This is a genomic window from Streptomyces sp. NPDC002076, assembly GCF_053593835.1.
Genome location: NZ_JBSFDI010000001.1, coordinates 542,467 through 559,227, shown reverse-complemented (window position 1 = coordinate 559,227; position 16,761 = coordinate 542,467). Strand labels below are relative to the sequence as shown.

At 72.7% G+C, this 16,761-nt stretch carries 10 protein-coding genes; 7 read left to right on the top strand and 3 right to left on the bottom strand.

The features are described 5' to 3' along the window. The first annotated feature begins 157 nt into the window (after window positions 1-157). Entirely contained in the window at window positions 158-1,282 is a 1,125-nt protein-coding gene (locus ACWCQS_RS02565; RefSeq protein ID WP_450984268.1) for a GuaB3 family IMP dehydrogenase-related protein, read from the top strand. A gap of 79 nt (window positions 1,283-1,361) precedes the next feature. Here ACWCQS_RS02565 and ACWCQS_RS02560 read toward each other — a convergent pair whose 3' ends face one another. Both ACWCQS_RS02560 and ACWCQS_RS02555 read right to left on the bottom strand, forming a co-directional pair. Then, on the bottom strand, window positions 1,362-1,925 hold the full coding sequence (locus tag ACWCQS_RS02560; RefSeq protein WP_451002764.1) for a hypothetical protein: 564 nt from the start codon (window positions 1,923-1,925) through the stop codon (window positions 1,362-1,364). 137 nt (window positions 1,926-2,062) lie between these two features. Further along, entirely contained in the window at window positions 2,063-3,271 is a 1,209-nt protein-coding gene (locus ACWCQS_RS02555) for a nucleotide sugar dehydrogenase (RefSeq protein WP_451002763.1), read from the bottom strand. A gap of 284 nt (window positions 3,272-3,555) precedes the next feature. On the opposite strand from ACWCQS_RS02555, the gene ACWCQS_RS02550 reads away from it, so the two are divergent. The 4 genes from ACWCQS_RS02550 (at window position 3,556) to ACWCQS_RS02535 (ending at window position 12,478) form a co-directional block, all read left to right on the top strand. Next, window positions 3,556-5,265: a glycerol-3-phosphate dehydrogenase/oxidase gene (locus ACWCQS_RS02550; protein ID WP_388619740.1), complete on the top strand. Its 1,710-nt coding sequence runs from the start codon at window positions 3,556-3,558 to the stop codon at window positions 5,263-5,265. A 196-nt stretch (window positions 5,266-5,461) separates the two neighbouring features. Further along, window positions 5,462-7,591 (top strand): protein kinase domain-containing protein, encoded by a 2,130-nt coding sequence (locus tag ACWCQS_RS02545; protein WP_451002762.1) that lies wholly within the window; start codon window positions 5,462-5,464, stop codon window positions 7,589-7,591. 133 nt (window positions 7,592-7,724) lie between these two features. Beyond that, on the top strand, window positions 7,725-10,580 hold the full coding sequence (locus tag ACWCQS_RS02540; protein WP_451002761.1) for a protein kinase: 2,856 nt from the start codon (window positions 7,725-7,727) through the stop codon (window positions 10,578-10,580). A 149-nt stretch (window positions 10,581-10,729) separates the two neighbouring features. After that, window positions 10,730-12,478 carry a serine/threonine-protein kinase gene (locus ACWCQS_RS02535; protein WP_451002760.1) on the top strand — a complete coding sequence of 583 codons (1,749 nt, stop codon included), beginning with the start codon at window positions 10,730-10,732 and terminating at the stop codon, window positions 12,476-12,478. An 80-nt stretch (window positions 12,479-12,558) separates the two neighbouring features. Here the strand turns inward: ACWCQS_RS02535 and ACWCQS_RS02530 are convergent, their stop codons facing one another. Beyond that, a complete protein-coding gene (locus tag ACWCQS_RS02530) occupies window positions 12,559-12,972 on the bottom strand; it encodes a hypothetical protein (protein ID WP_451002759.1) in 414 nt (137 codons plus the stop codon). 253 nt (window positions 12,973-13,225) lie between these two features. Between ACWCQS_RS02530 and ACWCQS_RS02525 the strand changes: the two genes are divergently transcribed. Then, window positions 13,226-15,004: a serine/threonine-protein kinase gene (locus tag ACWCQS_RS02525; RefSeq protein WP_451002758.1), complete on the top strand. Its 1,779-nt coding sequence runs from the start codon at window positions 13,226-13,228 to the stop codon at window positions 15,002-15,004. 79 nt (window positions 15,005-15,083) lie between these two features. Continuing rightward, window positions 15,084-16,712, top strand: a complete 1,629-nt coding sequence (locus ACWCQS_RS02520) for a serine/threonine-protein kinase (RefSeq protein ID WP_451002757.1) — start codon at window positions 15,084-15,086, stop codon at window positions 16,710-16,712. The last annotated feature ends 49 nt before the right edge of the window (window positions 16,713-16,761 follow it).

Below are 16,761 nucleotides of genomic sequence, written 5' to 3'. Positions count from 1 at the left end.
TCAGGTAGCACGACCGCGCATCCACGCGCGCGTGAAGGCCATCCAGCGGCGGTCCCGGAGCATCCGGGGCCGCCGCTGTCGTCCCCGCGGAGGGCTTGTGCCCTGCCCGTCGGCGATACTGGAAGGCGCTGCAACGCATAGGGAAAGGCCTAGAGACGTGACTGAGATCGAGATCGGGCGCGGCAAGCGCGGCCGCCGGGCGTACGCCTTCGACGACATCGCCGTCGTCCCCAGCCGCCGTACGCGGGACCCGAAGGAGGTCTCGATCGCCTGGCAGATCGACGCCTACCGCTTCGAGCTGCCGTTCCTGGCCGCCCCCATGGACTCCGTGGTCTCCCCGGCCACCGCGATCCGCATCGGCGAGCTCGGCGGCCTCGGCGTGCTCAACCTCGAAGGCCTGTGGACGCGGTACGAGGACCCGCAGCCGCTGCTGGACGAGATCGCCGAGCTGCCCGCCGACCAGGCGACCCGCCGCCTCCAGGAGATCTACGCGGCGCCCATCAAGGAGGAGCTGATCGGCGCGCGCATCAAGGAGGTGCGGGACTCCGGCGTGGTCACGGCCGCCGCGCTCTCCCCGCAGCGCACCGCCCAGTTCTCCAAGGCGGTCGTGGACGCGGGCGTGGACATCTTCGTCATCCGCGGTACGACGGTCTCGGCGGAGCACGTGTCGTCCTCGCACGAGCCGCTGAACCTGAAGCAGTTCATCTACGAGCTGGACGTCCCGGTGATCGTCGGCGGCTGCGCCACGTACACCGCGGCCCTGCACCTGATGCGCACCGGCGCGGCCGGCGTGCTGGTCGGCTTCGGTGGCGGCGCCGCCCACACCACCCGCAATGTGCTGGGCATCCAGGTCCCGATGGCCACGGCCGTCGCCGACGTGGCCGCGGCCCGCCGTGACTACATGGACGAGTCCGGCGGCCGGTATGTGCACGTGATCGCGGACGGCGGCGTCGGCTGGTCCGGCGACCTGCCCAAGGCGATCGCCTGCGGCGCCGACGCGGTGATGATGGGCTCTCCGCTGGCCCGCGCCACGGACGCGCCCGGCAAGGGCCACCACTGGGGCATGGAGGCGGTCAACGAGGAGCTGCCCCGCGGCAAGAAGGTCGGCCTCGGCACGGTCGGCACCATCGAGGAGATCCTCACCGGCCCGTCCCACACCCCCGACGGCTCGATGAACTTCTTCGGCGCCCTGCGCCGCGCGATGGCCACGACCGGCTACAGCGAGCTGAAGGAGTTCCAGCGGGTCGAGGTGACGGTCGCGGACAGCCAGCACCGCCGCTGACGCGCCCACAGGAGCGGTACGAACGCACAGGGCCCGGCCACCGACGAGGTGGCCGGGCCTTGCCGCTTGTGGGAAGGCGTTACGCGGCGGCCTTCTTGGCGCCGGAGAACGCGGCGAACGCGGCGATGGCGAAGAAGAGGAAGGTCAGCGGGTCGGCGTCGTCCTTCCAGACCTTCTGGACCACGTCGAAGTGCTGGAAGAACAGCTCGTTGAAGCCGACGTGCAGCTGGTCGGCGCCGATCATGGCCTCGCCCACCAGCTGGCCGATGTACACCGAGCCGAGCGCGAGGATCGCGCTCACCACGGGGAGCGCCGGGTTACGGCCGCCCGCCTTGCCGGCCGCGAGACCGACGACGATGCCGACGCCGACGGCCGCGTAGCCGATCTCGTGCTTGGTGGCGCCGATGACGAGGCCGTAGAGCGCTGCCGCGACCACGGCGGCGACGACCGCGGCGACGATGCCGAGGACGACGTTGTTCCGGGCCGGAGCGGTCGGCGCAGGCGGGGCGAAAGCGCCCGCCGGGGCGACGGGGGCGCCCGGCTGCGGCGGGTACGGCGCGCCGGCCGGGGCCTGCTGCGCGTACGGGTTGCCGTCGACCGGACCGGGCTGCGGCGACTGCGGCGGTGGAGCTGACTGGCTCATGACAGAAATCCCCCGATATGGAGCACGACTGAAGGACGGAAACGGAAAACCCCCGGCACACGCGCGTGCGGCAAGTCCGGGGGAGATTAACAGCCAGGGACGACAACGCCCCGGCTGTTTTCCGTTCGTGACCGGGCTCAGAGCCGGTGCGCCGCCCCCGTGGGTGTGGCCCCGCGCGTGTCCAGCAGCAACTGCGCCTTCACCGACAGCCCCTGCAGGTCGTACGTGCGGTGCTGCTGGAGCAGGATCGTCAGGTCGGCGTCGGCGGCCGTCTCGTAGAGCGAGTCCGCCCGCGGGACCGGGCGGTCCAGCACGCTCCAGGAGGCCACCAGGGGGTCGTGGAAGCTCACCGAGGCGCCCAGTTCCATCAGCCGGATCGCGATCTCCTGCGCCGGTGTGCCCTGCAGATCGGCGAGATCGGGCTTGTAGGTGACGCCGAGCAGCAGCACCCGCGCGCCACGGGCGGACTTGCCGTGCTCGTTGAGGAGGGTGGCGGCGCGCTGGACGACGTACCGGGGCATCCGGCTGTTGACCTGCTGGGCCAGCTCCACCATGCGCAGGGTGCGGGTGGCGTGCCCGGTCAGGTCCTGCGCGACACCGTGCCCGCCGACGCCCGGGCCGGGCCGGAACGCCTGGAAGCCGAAGGGCTTGGTCTCCGCGCACCGGATGACGTCCCAGAGATCGACACCCAGCTCGTGGCACAGCACGGCCATCTCGTTGACGAGGGCGATGTTGACGTGCCGGAAGTTGGTCTCCAGCAGCTGTACGGTCTCCGCCTCGCGCAGCCCACGCGCGCGTACCACCTTGTCGGTGAGCCGGCCGTAGAAGGTGGCGGCCGACTCGGTGCAGGCGGGGGTGAGGCCGCCGATGACCTTGGGGGTGTTGGCGGGGCAGTGGTCGCGGTTGCCGGGATCGACCCGGCTGGGCGCGTAGGCGAGGTGGAAGTCGCGGCCGGCGCGCAGCCCCGAGCCCTCCTCCAGCAGGGGGCGCAGGAACTCCTCGGTCGTGCCGGGGAGCACCGGCGACTCCAGGATGACGGTGGTGTGCGGGCGCAGCCGCTTGGCGAGGGTACGGGCGGCCGCCTCCACCTGGCCGAGGTCGAGTCCGCCGTCGGCGCCGCGCGGGGTCGGCGCGCAGATCACCGCGGTGCGCACCCGGCCGAGCTGGGCCGGATCGGTGCCGGGCCGGAAACCCGCGGCGTGCATCCGGCGCAGTTCGGCGGGACTGAGGGAGCCCGCCTCGGGGCCGGTGGCGTAACCGACGGTGGGGATGCCTGCGGCGACCGCGGCCTGAGCGAGCGGCAAGCCGTAGGGGCCGAGTCCGATGACGGCGAGGTCTGCGGGCATGGCGTGGGCGGTCCTTCCCATAGCCGAAGCGGGACAGGCGCGCAACCGCTGTGGACAGGATGAGCGCGTGCAATGTCAGACTAGGTACACATATGACTGTTATGCGTGATTCTGTTCGTGTGTCTTCCGAGGGTTGTGTGCGAGTTGTCCACAGGTTGGGAACGCGTGGTGGCTGAAGTCGGGCAAGCCGGTCAGAATTTGGGCATGACGAGGGGATGAACGAACCGGGGCTTCGCCCACCGGGTGCGGCCGACGCGAGTGAGTCTGCGACAGCGGGAGGCAGCGTGAGGACAGCGACTCTGGGGCCGACGCAGCGCGCCGAGGCACTGGCGGCGATGGCGGAGCGGGAGCTGGACGTGCTGGTGATCGGCGGCGGGGTCGTCGGCGCGGGCACCGCGCTGGACGCCGTCACGCGCGGCCTGTCCACCGGTCTGGTCGAGGCCCGCGACTGGGCGTCCGGCACCTCGAGCCGGTCCAGCAAGCTCATCCACGGCGGTCTGCGCTATCTGGAGATGCTCGACTTCGCCCTGGTCCGCGAGGCACTGAAGGAGCGCGGACTGCTGCTGGAGCGGCTCGCCCCGCACCTGGTGAAGCCGGTGCCGTTCCTCTACCCGCTGCAGCACAAGGGCTGGGAGCGGCTCTACGCCGGCTCGGGCGTCGCGCTCTACGACGCGATGTCCATGGCCCGCGGCCACGGCCGGGGCCTGCCCCTGCACCGTCATCTGAGCCACCGTCACGCCCTGCGCGTAGCCCCCTGCCTGAAGAAGGACGCCCTGGTCGGCGCCCTGCAGTACTACGACGCGCAGATGGATGACGCCCGCTTCGTGGCCACGCTGGTGCGCACGGCGGCGTCCTACGGCGCGAAGGCGGCCAACCGCGCGCGGGTGACCGGGTTCCTGCGCGAGGGCGAGCGCGTGGTCGGCGCCCGGGTGCAGGACGTGGAGGGCGGCGGGGAGTACGAGATCCGCGCCAAACAGATCGTCAACGCGACCGGGGTGTGGACCGACGACACGCAGGCCATGGTGGGGGAGCGGGGCCAGTTCCACGTCCGTGCCTCCAAGGGCATCCACCTGGTCGTGCCCAAGGACCGCATCCACTCCACCACCGGCCTGATCCTGCGCACCGAGAAGTCCGTCCTCTTCGTCATCCCCTGGGGCCGGCACTGGATCGTCGGCACCACCGACACCGACTGGAACCTCGACAAGGCCCATCCGGCCGCGTCCAGCGCCGATATCGACTACCTGCTGGAGCACGTCAACTCGGTGCTCGCGGTGCCGCTCGGCCGCGACGACGTGCAGGGGGTGTACGCCGGTCTGCGCCCGCTGCTCGCCGGCGAGTCCGACGCCACCAGCAAGCTGTCCCGCGAGCACACGGTCGCCCATCCGGTGCCGGGGCTCGTGGTCGTGGCGGGCGGCAAGTACACCACCTACCGCGTGATGGCGAAGGACGCGGTCGACGAGGCGGTGCACGGCCTGGACACGCGGGTCGCCGACAGCGTGACGGAGGAGATTCCGCTGCTGGGCGCGGAGGGCTACCAGGCGCTGTGGAACGCGCGCGCCCGCACCGCCGCCCGCACCGGGCTCCACGTGGCGCGCGTGGAGCACCTGCTGAACCGGTACGGCTCCCTGGCCGAGGAAGTCCTCGACCTCATCACCGCCGATCCCGCCCTGGGCGCGCCCCTGCAGGCGGCCGACGACTATCTGCGCGCCGAGGTGGTGTACGCGGCCTCGCACGAGGGCGCCCGGCACCTGGACGACGTCCTCACCCGCCGCACCCGCATCTCCATCGAGACCTTCGACCGGGGCACCCGCAGCGCCCGGGAGGCGGCCGAGCTGATGGCACCGGTGCTCGGCTGGGACAAGGACCAGATCGAGCGCGAGGTCGAGCACTACGAGAAGCGGGTGGAGGCCGAGCGCGAGTCCCAGCGCCAGCCCGACGACCTGACGGCGGACGCGGCGAGACTGGGAGCGCCGGACATAGTGCCGTTCACCTGAGGGAGCGCGGCCGTAGCCGCCCATGAGCGGGGCGCCCCGGGCAGCCGAACGCCCGTCACCCCGGCCGAAACCAGGCGCATTTCCCCGAAACCGGTGCACCGGCTCCCGCCTGAGGCGAAGGGCCCCCTGGGCGTCGGCCACTTGTCGGGTGAGAGACAATGGAGCCTCTGTCAGGGCGGGTTGTATGAGGGGACGCATGTCGGAGGCGGAGCGGGCGGGAACATCTCGTCAGGGGACTCGTCAGGACAAGAGCGAGCGTCGTCTCCTCGCCGGGCGGTACCGGCTGGGAGACGTGCTGGGCCGGGGCGGCATGGGCACGGTCTGGCGCGCCGAGGACGAGACCCTGGGCCGGACGGTCGCCGTCAAGGAGCTGCGGTTCCCGTCGAACATCGACGAGGAGGAGAAGCGGCGCCTGATCACGCGCACCCTGCGCGAGGCCAAGGCGATCGCCCGGATCCGCAACAACAGCGCGGTCACGGTCTTCGACGTGGTCGACGAGGACGACCGGCCGTGGATCGTCATGGAGTTGGTGGAGGGCAAGTCCCTCGCCGAGGTCATCCGCGAGGACGGCCTGCTGGAGCCGAAGCGCGCCGCCGAGGTGGGACTCGCCGTCCTCGACGTGCTGCGCTCCGCGCACCGCGAGGGCATCCTGCACCGGGACGTGAAGCCGTCGAACGTGCTCATCGCCGAGGACGGCCGGGTCGTGCTCACCGACTTCGGTATCGCGCAGGTCGAGGGCGACCCGTCCATCACCTCCACCGGCATGCTCGTCGGTGCCCCCTCCTACATCTCCCCCGAGCGTGCCCGCGGCCACAAGCCGGGCCCGGCGGCCGACCTGTGGTCGCTCGGCGGTCTGCTGTACGCGGCGGTCGAGGGCGTGCCCCCGTACGACAAGGGTTCGGCGATCGCCACGCTCACCGCGGTGATGACCGAGCCCATGGAGGAGCCCAAGAACGCGGGCCCGCTCAAGGACGTCATCTACGGCCTGCTCACCAAGGACCCGGCCGAGCGGCTCGACGACGCGGGCGCCCGGGCCATGCTCAACGCCGTGATCCACGCACCCGAGCCGGAGCCGATGGACGCCACGCGCGTGGTGCCGCTGCCGCCGCACCCGGGCCCGGCCGAGGGCAGGCGGGGCGAGGAGGCCGGGGAGAAGCTGCGCGGCGCGCTGCGTTCGGTCCGCAAGGCGGCCGGGGCTGCCACGGCGGCCGCGTCCGCCCGGACGAAGAGCGGCGGCGACGCGGCCGCGCCGGACACCGGCGCAGCCGCGGGTGCGGGGGGTGCCGCCGCGGGCGGGGGACGTCCTGCCGCCCAGGGCGGGGTACGCACAGGCACCCAGGGCGGGGCACGTCCTGCCGGACAGGGCGGGGCACGTCCTGCCGGACAGGGCGGGGTGCGGTCGGCCTCCTCCAGCGGGGTCGGTGCCGGATCCACCGGCAGACAGGCCGGTTCTGCCTCTGGTGCCGCCGGTGTGCCGAACTCCAGCGCGAACAAGCCGAGTTCGGGCTGGCCCGTGGTGCCGCCGCCGGACCTGGACCTGCCGACGCGATCGGTGCCGAGGGCGCCGCTGACCGACGTGGTGCCCAAGCGCACGCTGGTGATCATCGCGGTGATCGTCCTCCTCGCCGTGCTCGGCATCGTCCTGGCCTTCGCCCTGAACGGCGACGACAAGGGCGGCAAGGGCAGCGGAGCCAAGGCGGCAGCGAGCGCCAGTGCGTCCACGAAGCGGGACAAGGGCGACAAGAGCACCGGCAGCGGGGCGCAGACGGACGCGGCGAGCCCGTCGTCGGGCGGCACCGGTACCGCCTCGGGCTCCGCCGCCGACGCGAGCGCGTCCACCGACGATTCCGGCTCGGCCGGCAAGTCCGATGCCAAGGACGGCGGGACCGCGCCGGTGGTGTCGACCCGCAAGGGCGGTCAGGGGTACTCGATCGGGCTGCCCAAGGGCTGGTCGTACAAGTCGACCGACAGCGCGGGCGACCGCTACACCGGTCCCGACGGGCAGAGGCTGCTCATCGGCTGGACCGGCACCCCCAAGGACGACCCGGTGGCGGACTGGGAGAACCTGGAGCGCTCCATGGTGCGCTCCCAGTACCACAGGATCCGCATCGAGAAGGTCGACTACCGCGGCTGGAACACGGCCGACTGGGAGTTCACCTACGTCGGCGACGACGGCACCAAGTACCGCACCATCGACCGTGGATTCGTGGTCAACGGTCATCTCGGTTACGGACTGATGTACACCGCGAAGGCCGCGGACTGGGACAGCGCGCTGTGCAAGGACACGTGGCAGACGCTGACGGCGTCCTTCGAGCCCAAGTCGTAGGCTCCTGACGACGGTTTGGGGCGTGAGAATCCGTCATCCGCTTAATGCGGATTGCCTCCGGCACGTATCGTGAATGGTTGCGGACCGTACGCAGCCGGAAGCGTGTGCGAAACGGGTCGCGAGGCGAACGGATATGACCGACCGGGCTGCCGGGGGAGGCAATGTGGACGACTACGCGGGTCGGGTGCTCGCCGACCGCTACCGCCTGCCGTTGCCGCCCTCCGACGAGTACGAACTCACCGAGACCCGCGCCTTCGACACGTACAGCGGTCAGGAAGTGCTCGTCCGGCAGGTGCCGTTGCCGGAGGTCGTCGAGGCCGAGGTGCTGGACGCGGAGGGGCTGCCCGAGGGCTTCACCGCGCGTGAGCGCGGGGCCGGGGCCCGGCGGACGCCGGACGCCCGGACCGCCACCCGGCGGCCCGCCGACCCGGCCGTACGGCGAGCCGTCGAGGCCGCGCAGGCCGCGGCCCGCATCCCCGACCATCCGCGCCTCGACCAGGTCTTCGACGTGTTCGCCGAGGGCGGGTCGCTGTGGATCGTCAGCGAGTTGGTGACCGCGCGCCCGCTGGCCGCGCTGCTCGCCGAGCAGCCGCTGTCGCCGTACCGGGCGGCCGAGGTCGCGGCCGACGTGCTCATGGCGCTCCGGGTGCTGCACGGCCATGGCTGGGTGCACCGCAACATCACCGCCCGCACGGTGCTCGTCTGCGACGACGGCCGAGTCATGCTGACCGGCCTCGCCGTCGGCGCCGCGGAGGAGGCGTTGTGCGGGTACGACCCGGTGCCGGCCCAGGAAGGGCTGGCAGAGGGGGCCGCCGGGGGAGCGGGGACGGAGCCGGAGGCGGCTGATCCGGGGGCCGCAGTTCGGGCCGCCGGCGGCCTGGGCGCTGCTCCTGGGCCGGTCGGTGGCCTGGATGGGGCTACGGGGTCCGGTGGGCCGGGAGCAGGCCGGGATCCGGGTGCGACTCCCTTCACCGGGGGCCGTGGGCATGCCACCGGTTCCGGAGACGGGGCGAGGGGGGTGGCCGACGGGGCGGCCGGAGCGGGCGGAGTGCCGTCCGCGGACGTCGACCGCGAGGCAGCGCGACGGGCCGCGATCCAGGCAAGGGCAGCCGGCGGGCTGCCGGTGCCGGGGGCGAACGGGGTGTCCGGCGGGGCCGGTGTGCCCGGCCCGGCGGGGCAACGGCCCCTGGAGAACGGCGCGGACGTCCGTGCCGCCCGCGCCGGGGCCATCGCCGCGTACCGCGCGGGTGCCCGTGCCGCCGCCCGGGTGCAGGAGGCCCGGCAGAACGGGCGCGCCGCCCTGCCCGGCGCCCGGCCGCCCGCCGAGGGCGACACCGGCGCCACCCGGACCGACGGCACATCCCAGCCGCCGTACTCCGGCGCTCCGGGCACCACGACCCCGTCCGGCCGGATCGCCGATCCCTACGGAGTGCAGGGCGCCCCCTGGCACGGCGCCGCACCGCGCCCCGCTGCCGCCGGCCCCTCCTCGGCCCTGAGCAGCGGCCCGCAACGCCCCGGCCTCCCCTCGGCGAACCCCCGCCCGTCCGTCCCGGGCCAGACCCCGGCCCCGGACCCCGCCACCACCCATCGGACCCCCACCGACCCCACCCGCCAAGCTTCCGGCCCGCCCCCTTACGGCACCGGACCGGCCCGCCAAGGCCCGCACCCCCACGCCACCGGTGCCCCCGCCCCCGCCCACCCCCACTGGAACGCCCCCGGAGCGGACGGTGGGCGGCGTGGGCCCGCGAGTGCGCTGGAGGCCGAGCGGGCGCGGCAGGTGCGGATGACCGTGGTGGGGCCGGTGACGGAGCGGTGGGCGCCGGAGCAGGCCGGGCCCGTGCACGAGAACTGGCAGCTGGCGGCGCCGATCGGACCGGCGACCGATCTGTGGGCGCTGGGTGCGCTGTTGTTCCGGGCCGTGCAGGGGCACGCGCCGTATCCGGAGGAGTCGACGGCCGAGCTGGTGCAGCTGGTGTGCGCCGAGCCGCCCGCCTTCGCCGAGGAGTGCGGCCCGCTGCGGCCGGTCGTGGAGTCGCTGCTGCGCCAGGACCCCACCGAGCGCCTGGACTTCGAGGAGCTGAACGGCTGGCTGCGCTCGCTGGTGCGCTCCGCGCCCGAGCCGGACGCCGGCACCCATGTCGTACCCGTGCCGCCCGCCGACCCGAGCCGGCTGCCGATCGTCCGGCGGCGCGGCGAGCTGGTGCGGATGCGGCGGCGGCGCGCCGCGCTGCCCGACACCCATCCGCACGGCCGGCACAAGCGCGAACGGGGCCGGGAGGAGAGGCGTTCCCCGCGCAGTCTCGGCCGGACCCTGCTTCTGCTGATCCTGCTCCTGCTGGCCGGCGCGATCGCGTATGCGCTGCTGTTCATGCCCAAACAGGGGGCGAGCGGGGCCGACGGCAGCGACCGGACCCGCAGCGCGGGGGACGTCGGTTCCGTGCCCTCGGCCACCCGGCAGCCCCCCTCCGAGCAGGGTGGCAGCCCGTCCACGTCCGCACCCGCCACCGAGCCGCAGACCGGCGGCGACCCGGCGGTGGCCGACGGCTTCACCCTGCGCAAGGATCCGGAGGGGTTCCAGATCGCCGTCGCCAAGGGCTGGGACCGCACCCCGAAGAACGGCAGCGGCCAGGTGGTGTACGCGCACGACGCCTTCGAGCTGATCGTCGTACCGGGCAGGGACAGCGCGTCGACGTACGGCAGTGACCCGATGGCCTACCAGCGGGACAAGGAGAGCGAGCTCCAGCCGTACCGCGACTCCAGTTGGGCCACGGCCACCGGTCTGAGAACCATCGAGGTGGGCGGGCGGACCATGGCCGAGGGCCAGTTCACCTGGACCGACGGCCAGGGCCGCGACCTGTTCGTGAGGAACATGGCGATTCTGCTGAACGGCCGCTACCACCTCATCCAGGTGCGCGGTCCCGAGACCCAGCGGGACGCGGTGACCCGGCTGTACGAGCAGGCCACGGCGACGTACCGCTACACGGGTTGAGCGCCCCGTATACCGGGTGGCCGGTACTGGACGGTTCGGGCGGCGACAAGCGTCACAGTGCTGTCACCTTGGTACCCCGCTGGTTCCCAGTTGGTTGACCGGTCCTTAGTCTGACCCTGTCAAGAGCATTGCGGGGCAACGTGAATCAGATGCAGGGCCTGCTCATAGCGGGCCGCTACCGGCTTGCCGATTCCATCGGCAGCGGCGGCATGGGCCGGGTGTGGCGCGCCCACGACGAGGTGTTGCACCGGACGGTCGCCGTCAAGGAGTTGACCGCGGCGCTCTACGTCTCCGACAGCGACCGTGCGGTGCTGCTCGCCCGGACCCGGGCGGAGGCCCGCGCCGCCGCGCGGATCAACCACTCCGCCGTCGTCACCGTGCACGACGTCCTCGAACACGACGGCCGTCCCTGGATCGTCATGGAGCTGGTCGAGGGCAATTCGCTGGCCGACGCGGTCAAGGAGCGGGGGCGGGTGGAGCCCGCGGAAGCCGCCCGTATCGGGCTGTGGGTGCTGCGGGCGCTGCGCGCGGCGCACGCGGCGGGCGTGCTGCACCGGGACGTCAAGCCCGGCAACGTCCTGCTCGGCCGGGACGGCCGGGTGCTGCTCACCGACTTCGGCATCGCCCAGATCGAGGGCGACTCCACCATCACCCGTACCGGCGAGGTCGTCGGCTCGGTCGACTACCTCGCGCCCGAGCGGGTGCGCGGCAACGATCCCGGCCCGGCCTCGGACCTGTGGGCGCTCGGCGCCACGCTGTACACGGCGGTCGAGGGCCGTTCGCCGTTCCGCCGCACCTCACCGCTGAGCACCATGCAGGCGGTCGTGGAGGAGGAGGCCGACGCGCCGCGCCACGCCGGTGCGCTCGGCCCCGTCATAGCCGCCCTGCTGCACAAGGAACCGGAACGCCGGCCGGGCGCGGAGGAGGCGGAGCAGATGCTCGCCGAGGCGGCGGAGGGCCGCCGCCCGCACGCGGCCCAGGCGTTCATCCCGACCCAGGGCTCGGGCCTGCACACCGGTGGGCCGAGCACCTCGGGTTACAGCCCCACGGGACCCACTTCCGGCTACGGCCCCACTTCTGGCTACGGCCCCACCTCCGGCTACGGCCCCACCTCCGGCTCCGGCTCCATGGGGACCGTCCACGGTCCCGGAGCACCGGGGCGTCCGGGCCGTTCCAGGACCGGGCCGACGGCCGTGGCGCCCACGCCGCGGGGTCCGGCGCCGGTACGGCCCCGGCCCCGCCGCCGGCTGCGCACCCTCGTCCTCGTCGTCGCCGCCGCGGCGGTGCTCGGCGGTGGTGCGGCGGTCGCCTTCCAGGAGTGGGGCGGCATGGAGCAGAACACCGGGTCGAGCACCGGTGCGGGTCCGGCCACGGGCTCGCCCTCCGCGAGCGGCAGCGCCACGCCGGGCGGTGCCGGGACCCTGCCCGCCGGCTGGGAGCAGCACCACGACCCGGTGGGCTTCAGCATCTCCCTGCCCAAGGGGTGGAAGCGGTCCGTCTCCATCGACCAGGACGGCCTCCGGCAGGTCGACTACTCTCCCGACAAGGGCAAGCACCTCGTGCGGGTCGCCGTCGACACCGCGCCGGACTTCCGCACCTCGTACGAGCACATGAGCAACCTGGATCAGCGGGTCTCACGGCGGCTGCAGGACTACAAGAAGCTGAGCCTCAAGGACGAGCTCTTCCGCGACCAGCCGGGCGTCCGCTGGGAATACACGTGGAACGCGCTGGCCAAGGACCCGCCGCACTACTTCCCGGGGCCGTACCATGCCATCGACGTCGCGTACATGGAGAGCGACGGCACCGAGTACGCCATCTACGCGGCCTCGCCGGCCGACGACTGGGCCACCACCAGCAAGCAGTTCGACTGGATCCTGCGGGGCTTCCAGGAGGGTTGATCTCTCATAACGCGGTCGCCTATCGGCCCATTCGAAAATCGCATGGGCCGATATGTCAACGAGAGTGAAGGTGCGGGGGCTCAGGCATAGTTCGTGCAGGAACGGACAATCGTACTCCCGTCCATGACCGCCACCTGCGCGCCGATGTAGTCGAGAGTATCGCCGGCGGGTGACGCGTAAGTGGTGAAGGAGATGGTCGATCCGTTTCCGTTGTAGTTGGAGTGCCAGGGCCACTCCGTCACCCATCCGGTTCCGCTGTCTATGGAAACGAATCGAATGGCCACATGGCGACCATCGGCAGCGGTGTCCTTGACCCAACCGCTGATGTCCACATGTCTGGCGGTCCAGTTGGTGAACGTGAGACTCCCCGAGGCGCCGGTCACCGAGCACCCAGCTCCGCCACTCGCCGCGCTGGCATTGGTCACCGTGGTCGTGGCGAATATCGCCACCGCCGCGAAGCCCGTCACGGAAAGTCGCTTCAATGTGTTGTTCATAAGGAAAACGTAAGGGTCTCATGATCCACATAACAGCATGATTCAAGCCATCCGGTTTGCCCTGTATGGCGCGTATACCCGCACGGTTTGTCATGCTTTATGTATGTTCTAAAACAGGTTGTGGCCGAAAATAGTCACCCTCGGCCGTCCGGCCCGACCCGGTCACACGCGCCGACGAACTGGCCGAAGCGGCCGCATACTTGGCCGATCGCCGTCCCGGAAGGCGTCCGTCCGATGCGGCATGATGGGGCGCATGGGGACCGAGGGGGACGTCTTCCGTGTGATCGCGGGCCGTTACCGTCTGGAGGCACGCATCGGGCGCGGCGGCATGGGCGTCGTATGGCGGGCCCACGACCAGGTGCTGGGCCGGCGTGTCGCGGTCAAGGAACTCCTCGCGGACGACTCCCTGTCCGAGGGCGACGCGCGGCGCCGCCGGGACCGTACGTTCCGTGAGGCACGGGCGGTCGCCCAGCTGCGGCATCCGCACATCATCGTGGTGCACGACGTGGTGGAGCAGGACGAACGCCCGTACCTGGTCATGGAGTTGGTCGACGGCTGCTCGCTCGCCGACCTCATCTCCCGGCAGGGTCCGGTCGACGCCGCCGAGGCCGCGCGGATCGGCATCGCCCTGCTCAGCGCGGTGCGCACCGCGCACGAGGCAGGGGTGCTGCACCGGGACATCAAGCCCGCGAACGTGCTGATCGAGTCCGGCACCGGCCGGGTCGTGCTGACCGACTTCGGTATCGCGCAGGTCGCGGGCGCCACCACGCTCACCGAGACCGGCTCCTTCGTCGGCTCGCCCGAATACACCGCGCCGGAACGGATGTCGGGGCTGCGCACCGGCCCGGAGTCCGACCTGTGGTCGCTGGGCGCGCTGCTGTGCACGGTGCTCAGCGGCGAGTCGCCGTTCCGGCGCGACTCGCTCGGCGGCATCCTGCACGCCGTGGTCGCCGCCGACATCCGGCCCCCCGCCGAGGCCGAGCCGCTGCTGCCGGTCGTACGGGGGCTGCTGGACCGCGACCCCGACCGGCGGCTCGGCGCGGCCGAGGCCGAGCAGATGCTGCGGACCTACCTGGAGACGGGCCGGACCCCGGAGGCGCCCGACACCTCGTCCGGCCCCACCGTCACCGGCCGCGCGCACCGGATCGGCGGGGGCCGGGGCCCACGGTCCGGGGCGGCCGAGGGACGTACGGCGAGGTCCGGGGCGGCGGGAAGCCGTGCGCCGGAGGCCGGCGCGCCGTACCCGCCGACCCAGCGGGACCTTCCGCACGACGGGCCGCAGCCGCCCGCCACGGCCGGGCCGGCCGCGGAGCCCCAGCCCCGGCAGACGTCCACACGCGGGGTGCTGGTCGCGGCCCTGCTGGTCGCCGCGCTGGCCGGGGCCGGTGTGTCGGCGGCGGCACTGCTGCTGCACCGGGACGAGGGCGGGGGCGGCGGCAGCCCCGGCGGTACGGCGACCTCCGCGGCGACCGGGACCGCCACGGGCCCGGCCTCCTCGCGGACACCCCCGACACCCACCACCTCCGGCCCGGCGCCCACCGCGACCCGCCCGTCGGCCACCGACCCGGGCTCGGCCGGCCCGGGCACCGCGCCCTCCGGTTACCGCACGGCCCGGGACGCGGCCGGCTTCTCCCTCGCCGTACCGGAGGACTTCGTGCGCAGTCCGCAGGGCGAGCGCGTCTTCTACCTCTCACCCGGTGACACCTTCCGCCTCGGCATCAAGATCGCCGATCCCCAACCGGGCGGTCCGAAGGCGGTGATGGACCGGTCGGCCGCCAACGGCCTGGCCAGCAACCCCGGTTACCGCGACGGCCGGGTCACCCAGGCCACGCACGACGGACATCCGGCGGCGCTCTGGGAGTTCACCTGGAACGGCTTCAGCGCGGCGGAGGGGCCGCGCCACACCTACGACCTGTGCTGGGAGGAGGGCGGGCGGATGTACGACGTGTGGGTGTCGGCGCCGGTCGGCAAGGTGCGGGAGGCGCGGGAGTACTTCGACGTCGCGGTCGACACCTTCCGTGCGGGGTCCTGAACCGCCGCTCGGTCCCGGGTCTGTGACCGGTTCGCCTTCTGTGTGGCTGTGGCGGCCGAGGGCGCGATAGGGATGAGGCATGAGCAGTGACGGGGGAGTCGGTCACGGGACCGACGACACGACGAGTTTTGTTCTGCAACCGCCGCAACCGCTGCAACCGCAGCCGACGGCACAGCCGCACGCACAGCCGCGCCCCGTCCCGGCTCAGCAGCAGGATCCCGGCGCCGGGCGGATCGTCGCCGGCCGGTACCGGCTGCTCGACAAGCTGGGCCATGGCGGGATGGGGACCGTGTGGCGGGCCCAGGACGAGACGGTGGACCGGGAGGTCGTCGTCAAGGAGCCACGCGTACCGGACCACCTTCCCGAACGGGAACGTGCCAACGCCTTCGAGCGCATGCGCCGCGAGGCCCGCGCGGCGGCCCGTCTCGACCACCCGGCGGTGGTGAACGTCCACGATGTCGCGGTCGTCGAGGGCCGGCCCTGGATCGTCATGGAGCTGGTGCGCGGCCGCACCCTCGGCGACGTCCTGCGCGAGGGCACGCTGGACGCCCGCGAGGCCGCCCGGATCGGCCTGCAGGTGCTCGGCGCGCTGGAGGCGGCGCACGCGGCGGGCGTGCTGCACCGGGACGTCAAACCCGACAACGTCCTGCTCGGCCGGTACGACCGGGTGGTGCTGACCGACTTCGGGATCGCCCAGATCGAGGGTGACTCGCGGCTCACGGACACCGGCGGTTTCGTCGGCTCGCCCGAGTACATCGCGCCGGAGCGGGTGCTGGGACAGCGGCCCGGCCCGGCGAGCGACCTGTGGTCCCTGGGCGTGCTGCTCTACACGGCCACCGAGGGTGTCTCGCCGTTCCGCCGCAGCAACACCCCGGCCACCCTTCAGTCGGTCCTCAACTCCACCCCGGCGGCGCCCGCGTCCGCCTCCGGCCCGCTGGCCGAGGTCATCAACGGGCTGCTGCACAAGGACCCCGGCCACCGGCCGCAGGCGGACCGGGTACGGGCGCTGCTTCAGGAGGCGGTCAAGCCCCCGGCTCCGCCGGCGCCCACCCAGCCCGGGCAGGTGGTCGCCGCCACCGTCCCGGTCCGGCGCCTAGGCCGCAAGGCGTGGCCGGCCGCGGGCGCGGCGCTGGTCGTGGCGGCGGTGGCCGCGTACCTGCTCCTGGCCGGTCCCTTCGCGGGCCCGCTGCCCGGCGGCTGGGCCAGGCACCCGGCCCCGAAGCTGGGCGCCACGCTCGCCGCCCCGGCGGGCTACAAGGAGGTCGGGCCGGGCAAGACCGACTCCGACCAGAACTGGGTGACGTACGAGGACTGGAGCGGCGGCGTCTGGATCACGCTGGAGCTGGTGAAGAAGTCGCAGGACTCCCTGGGCGAGATCAAGAACACCGCCCGGTCCCAGATGTACGCCGACGACGAGAAGTTCCGCGGCGTCGGCGACTACTCCCTCGACATGCCCGGCGGTGCGCGGACACACCCGGACGACACCGCGACGTACCACGGCAAGGAGGCCGCGAAGAACACCGTCGTCTACAAGAGCAACGACGGCGGCAACCCCAGCCCGCGCGAACTCCAGATCTTCTACTACCGCACGAGCGGCGGCGACCTGTACGAACTCACCGTCGGCTACCCGAACAAGGGCGACTTCACGGCCCGCGGCCGCGAGGTGGCCGAGGCCGCGATCGCGAACCTGGACATCAAGAAGCTGTGAACGCCCGGTTTTTGGGCCCCCATTTCGACAAGGGCCTGGTGCTCGCGGT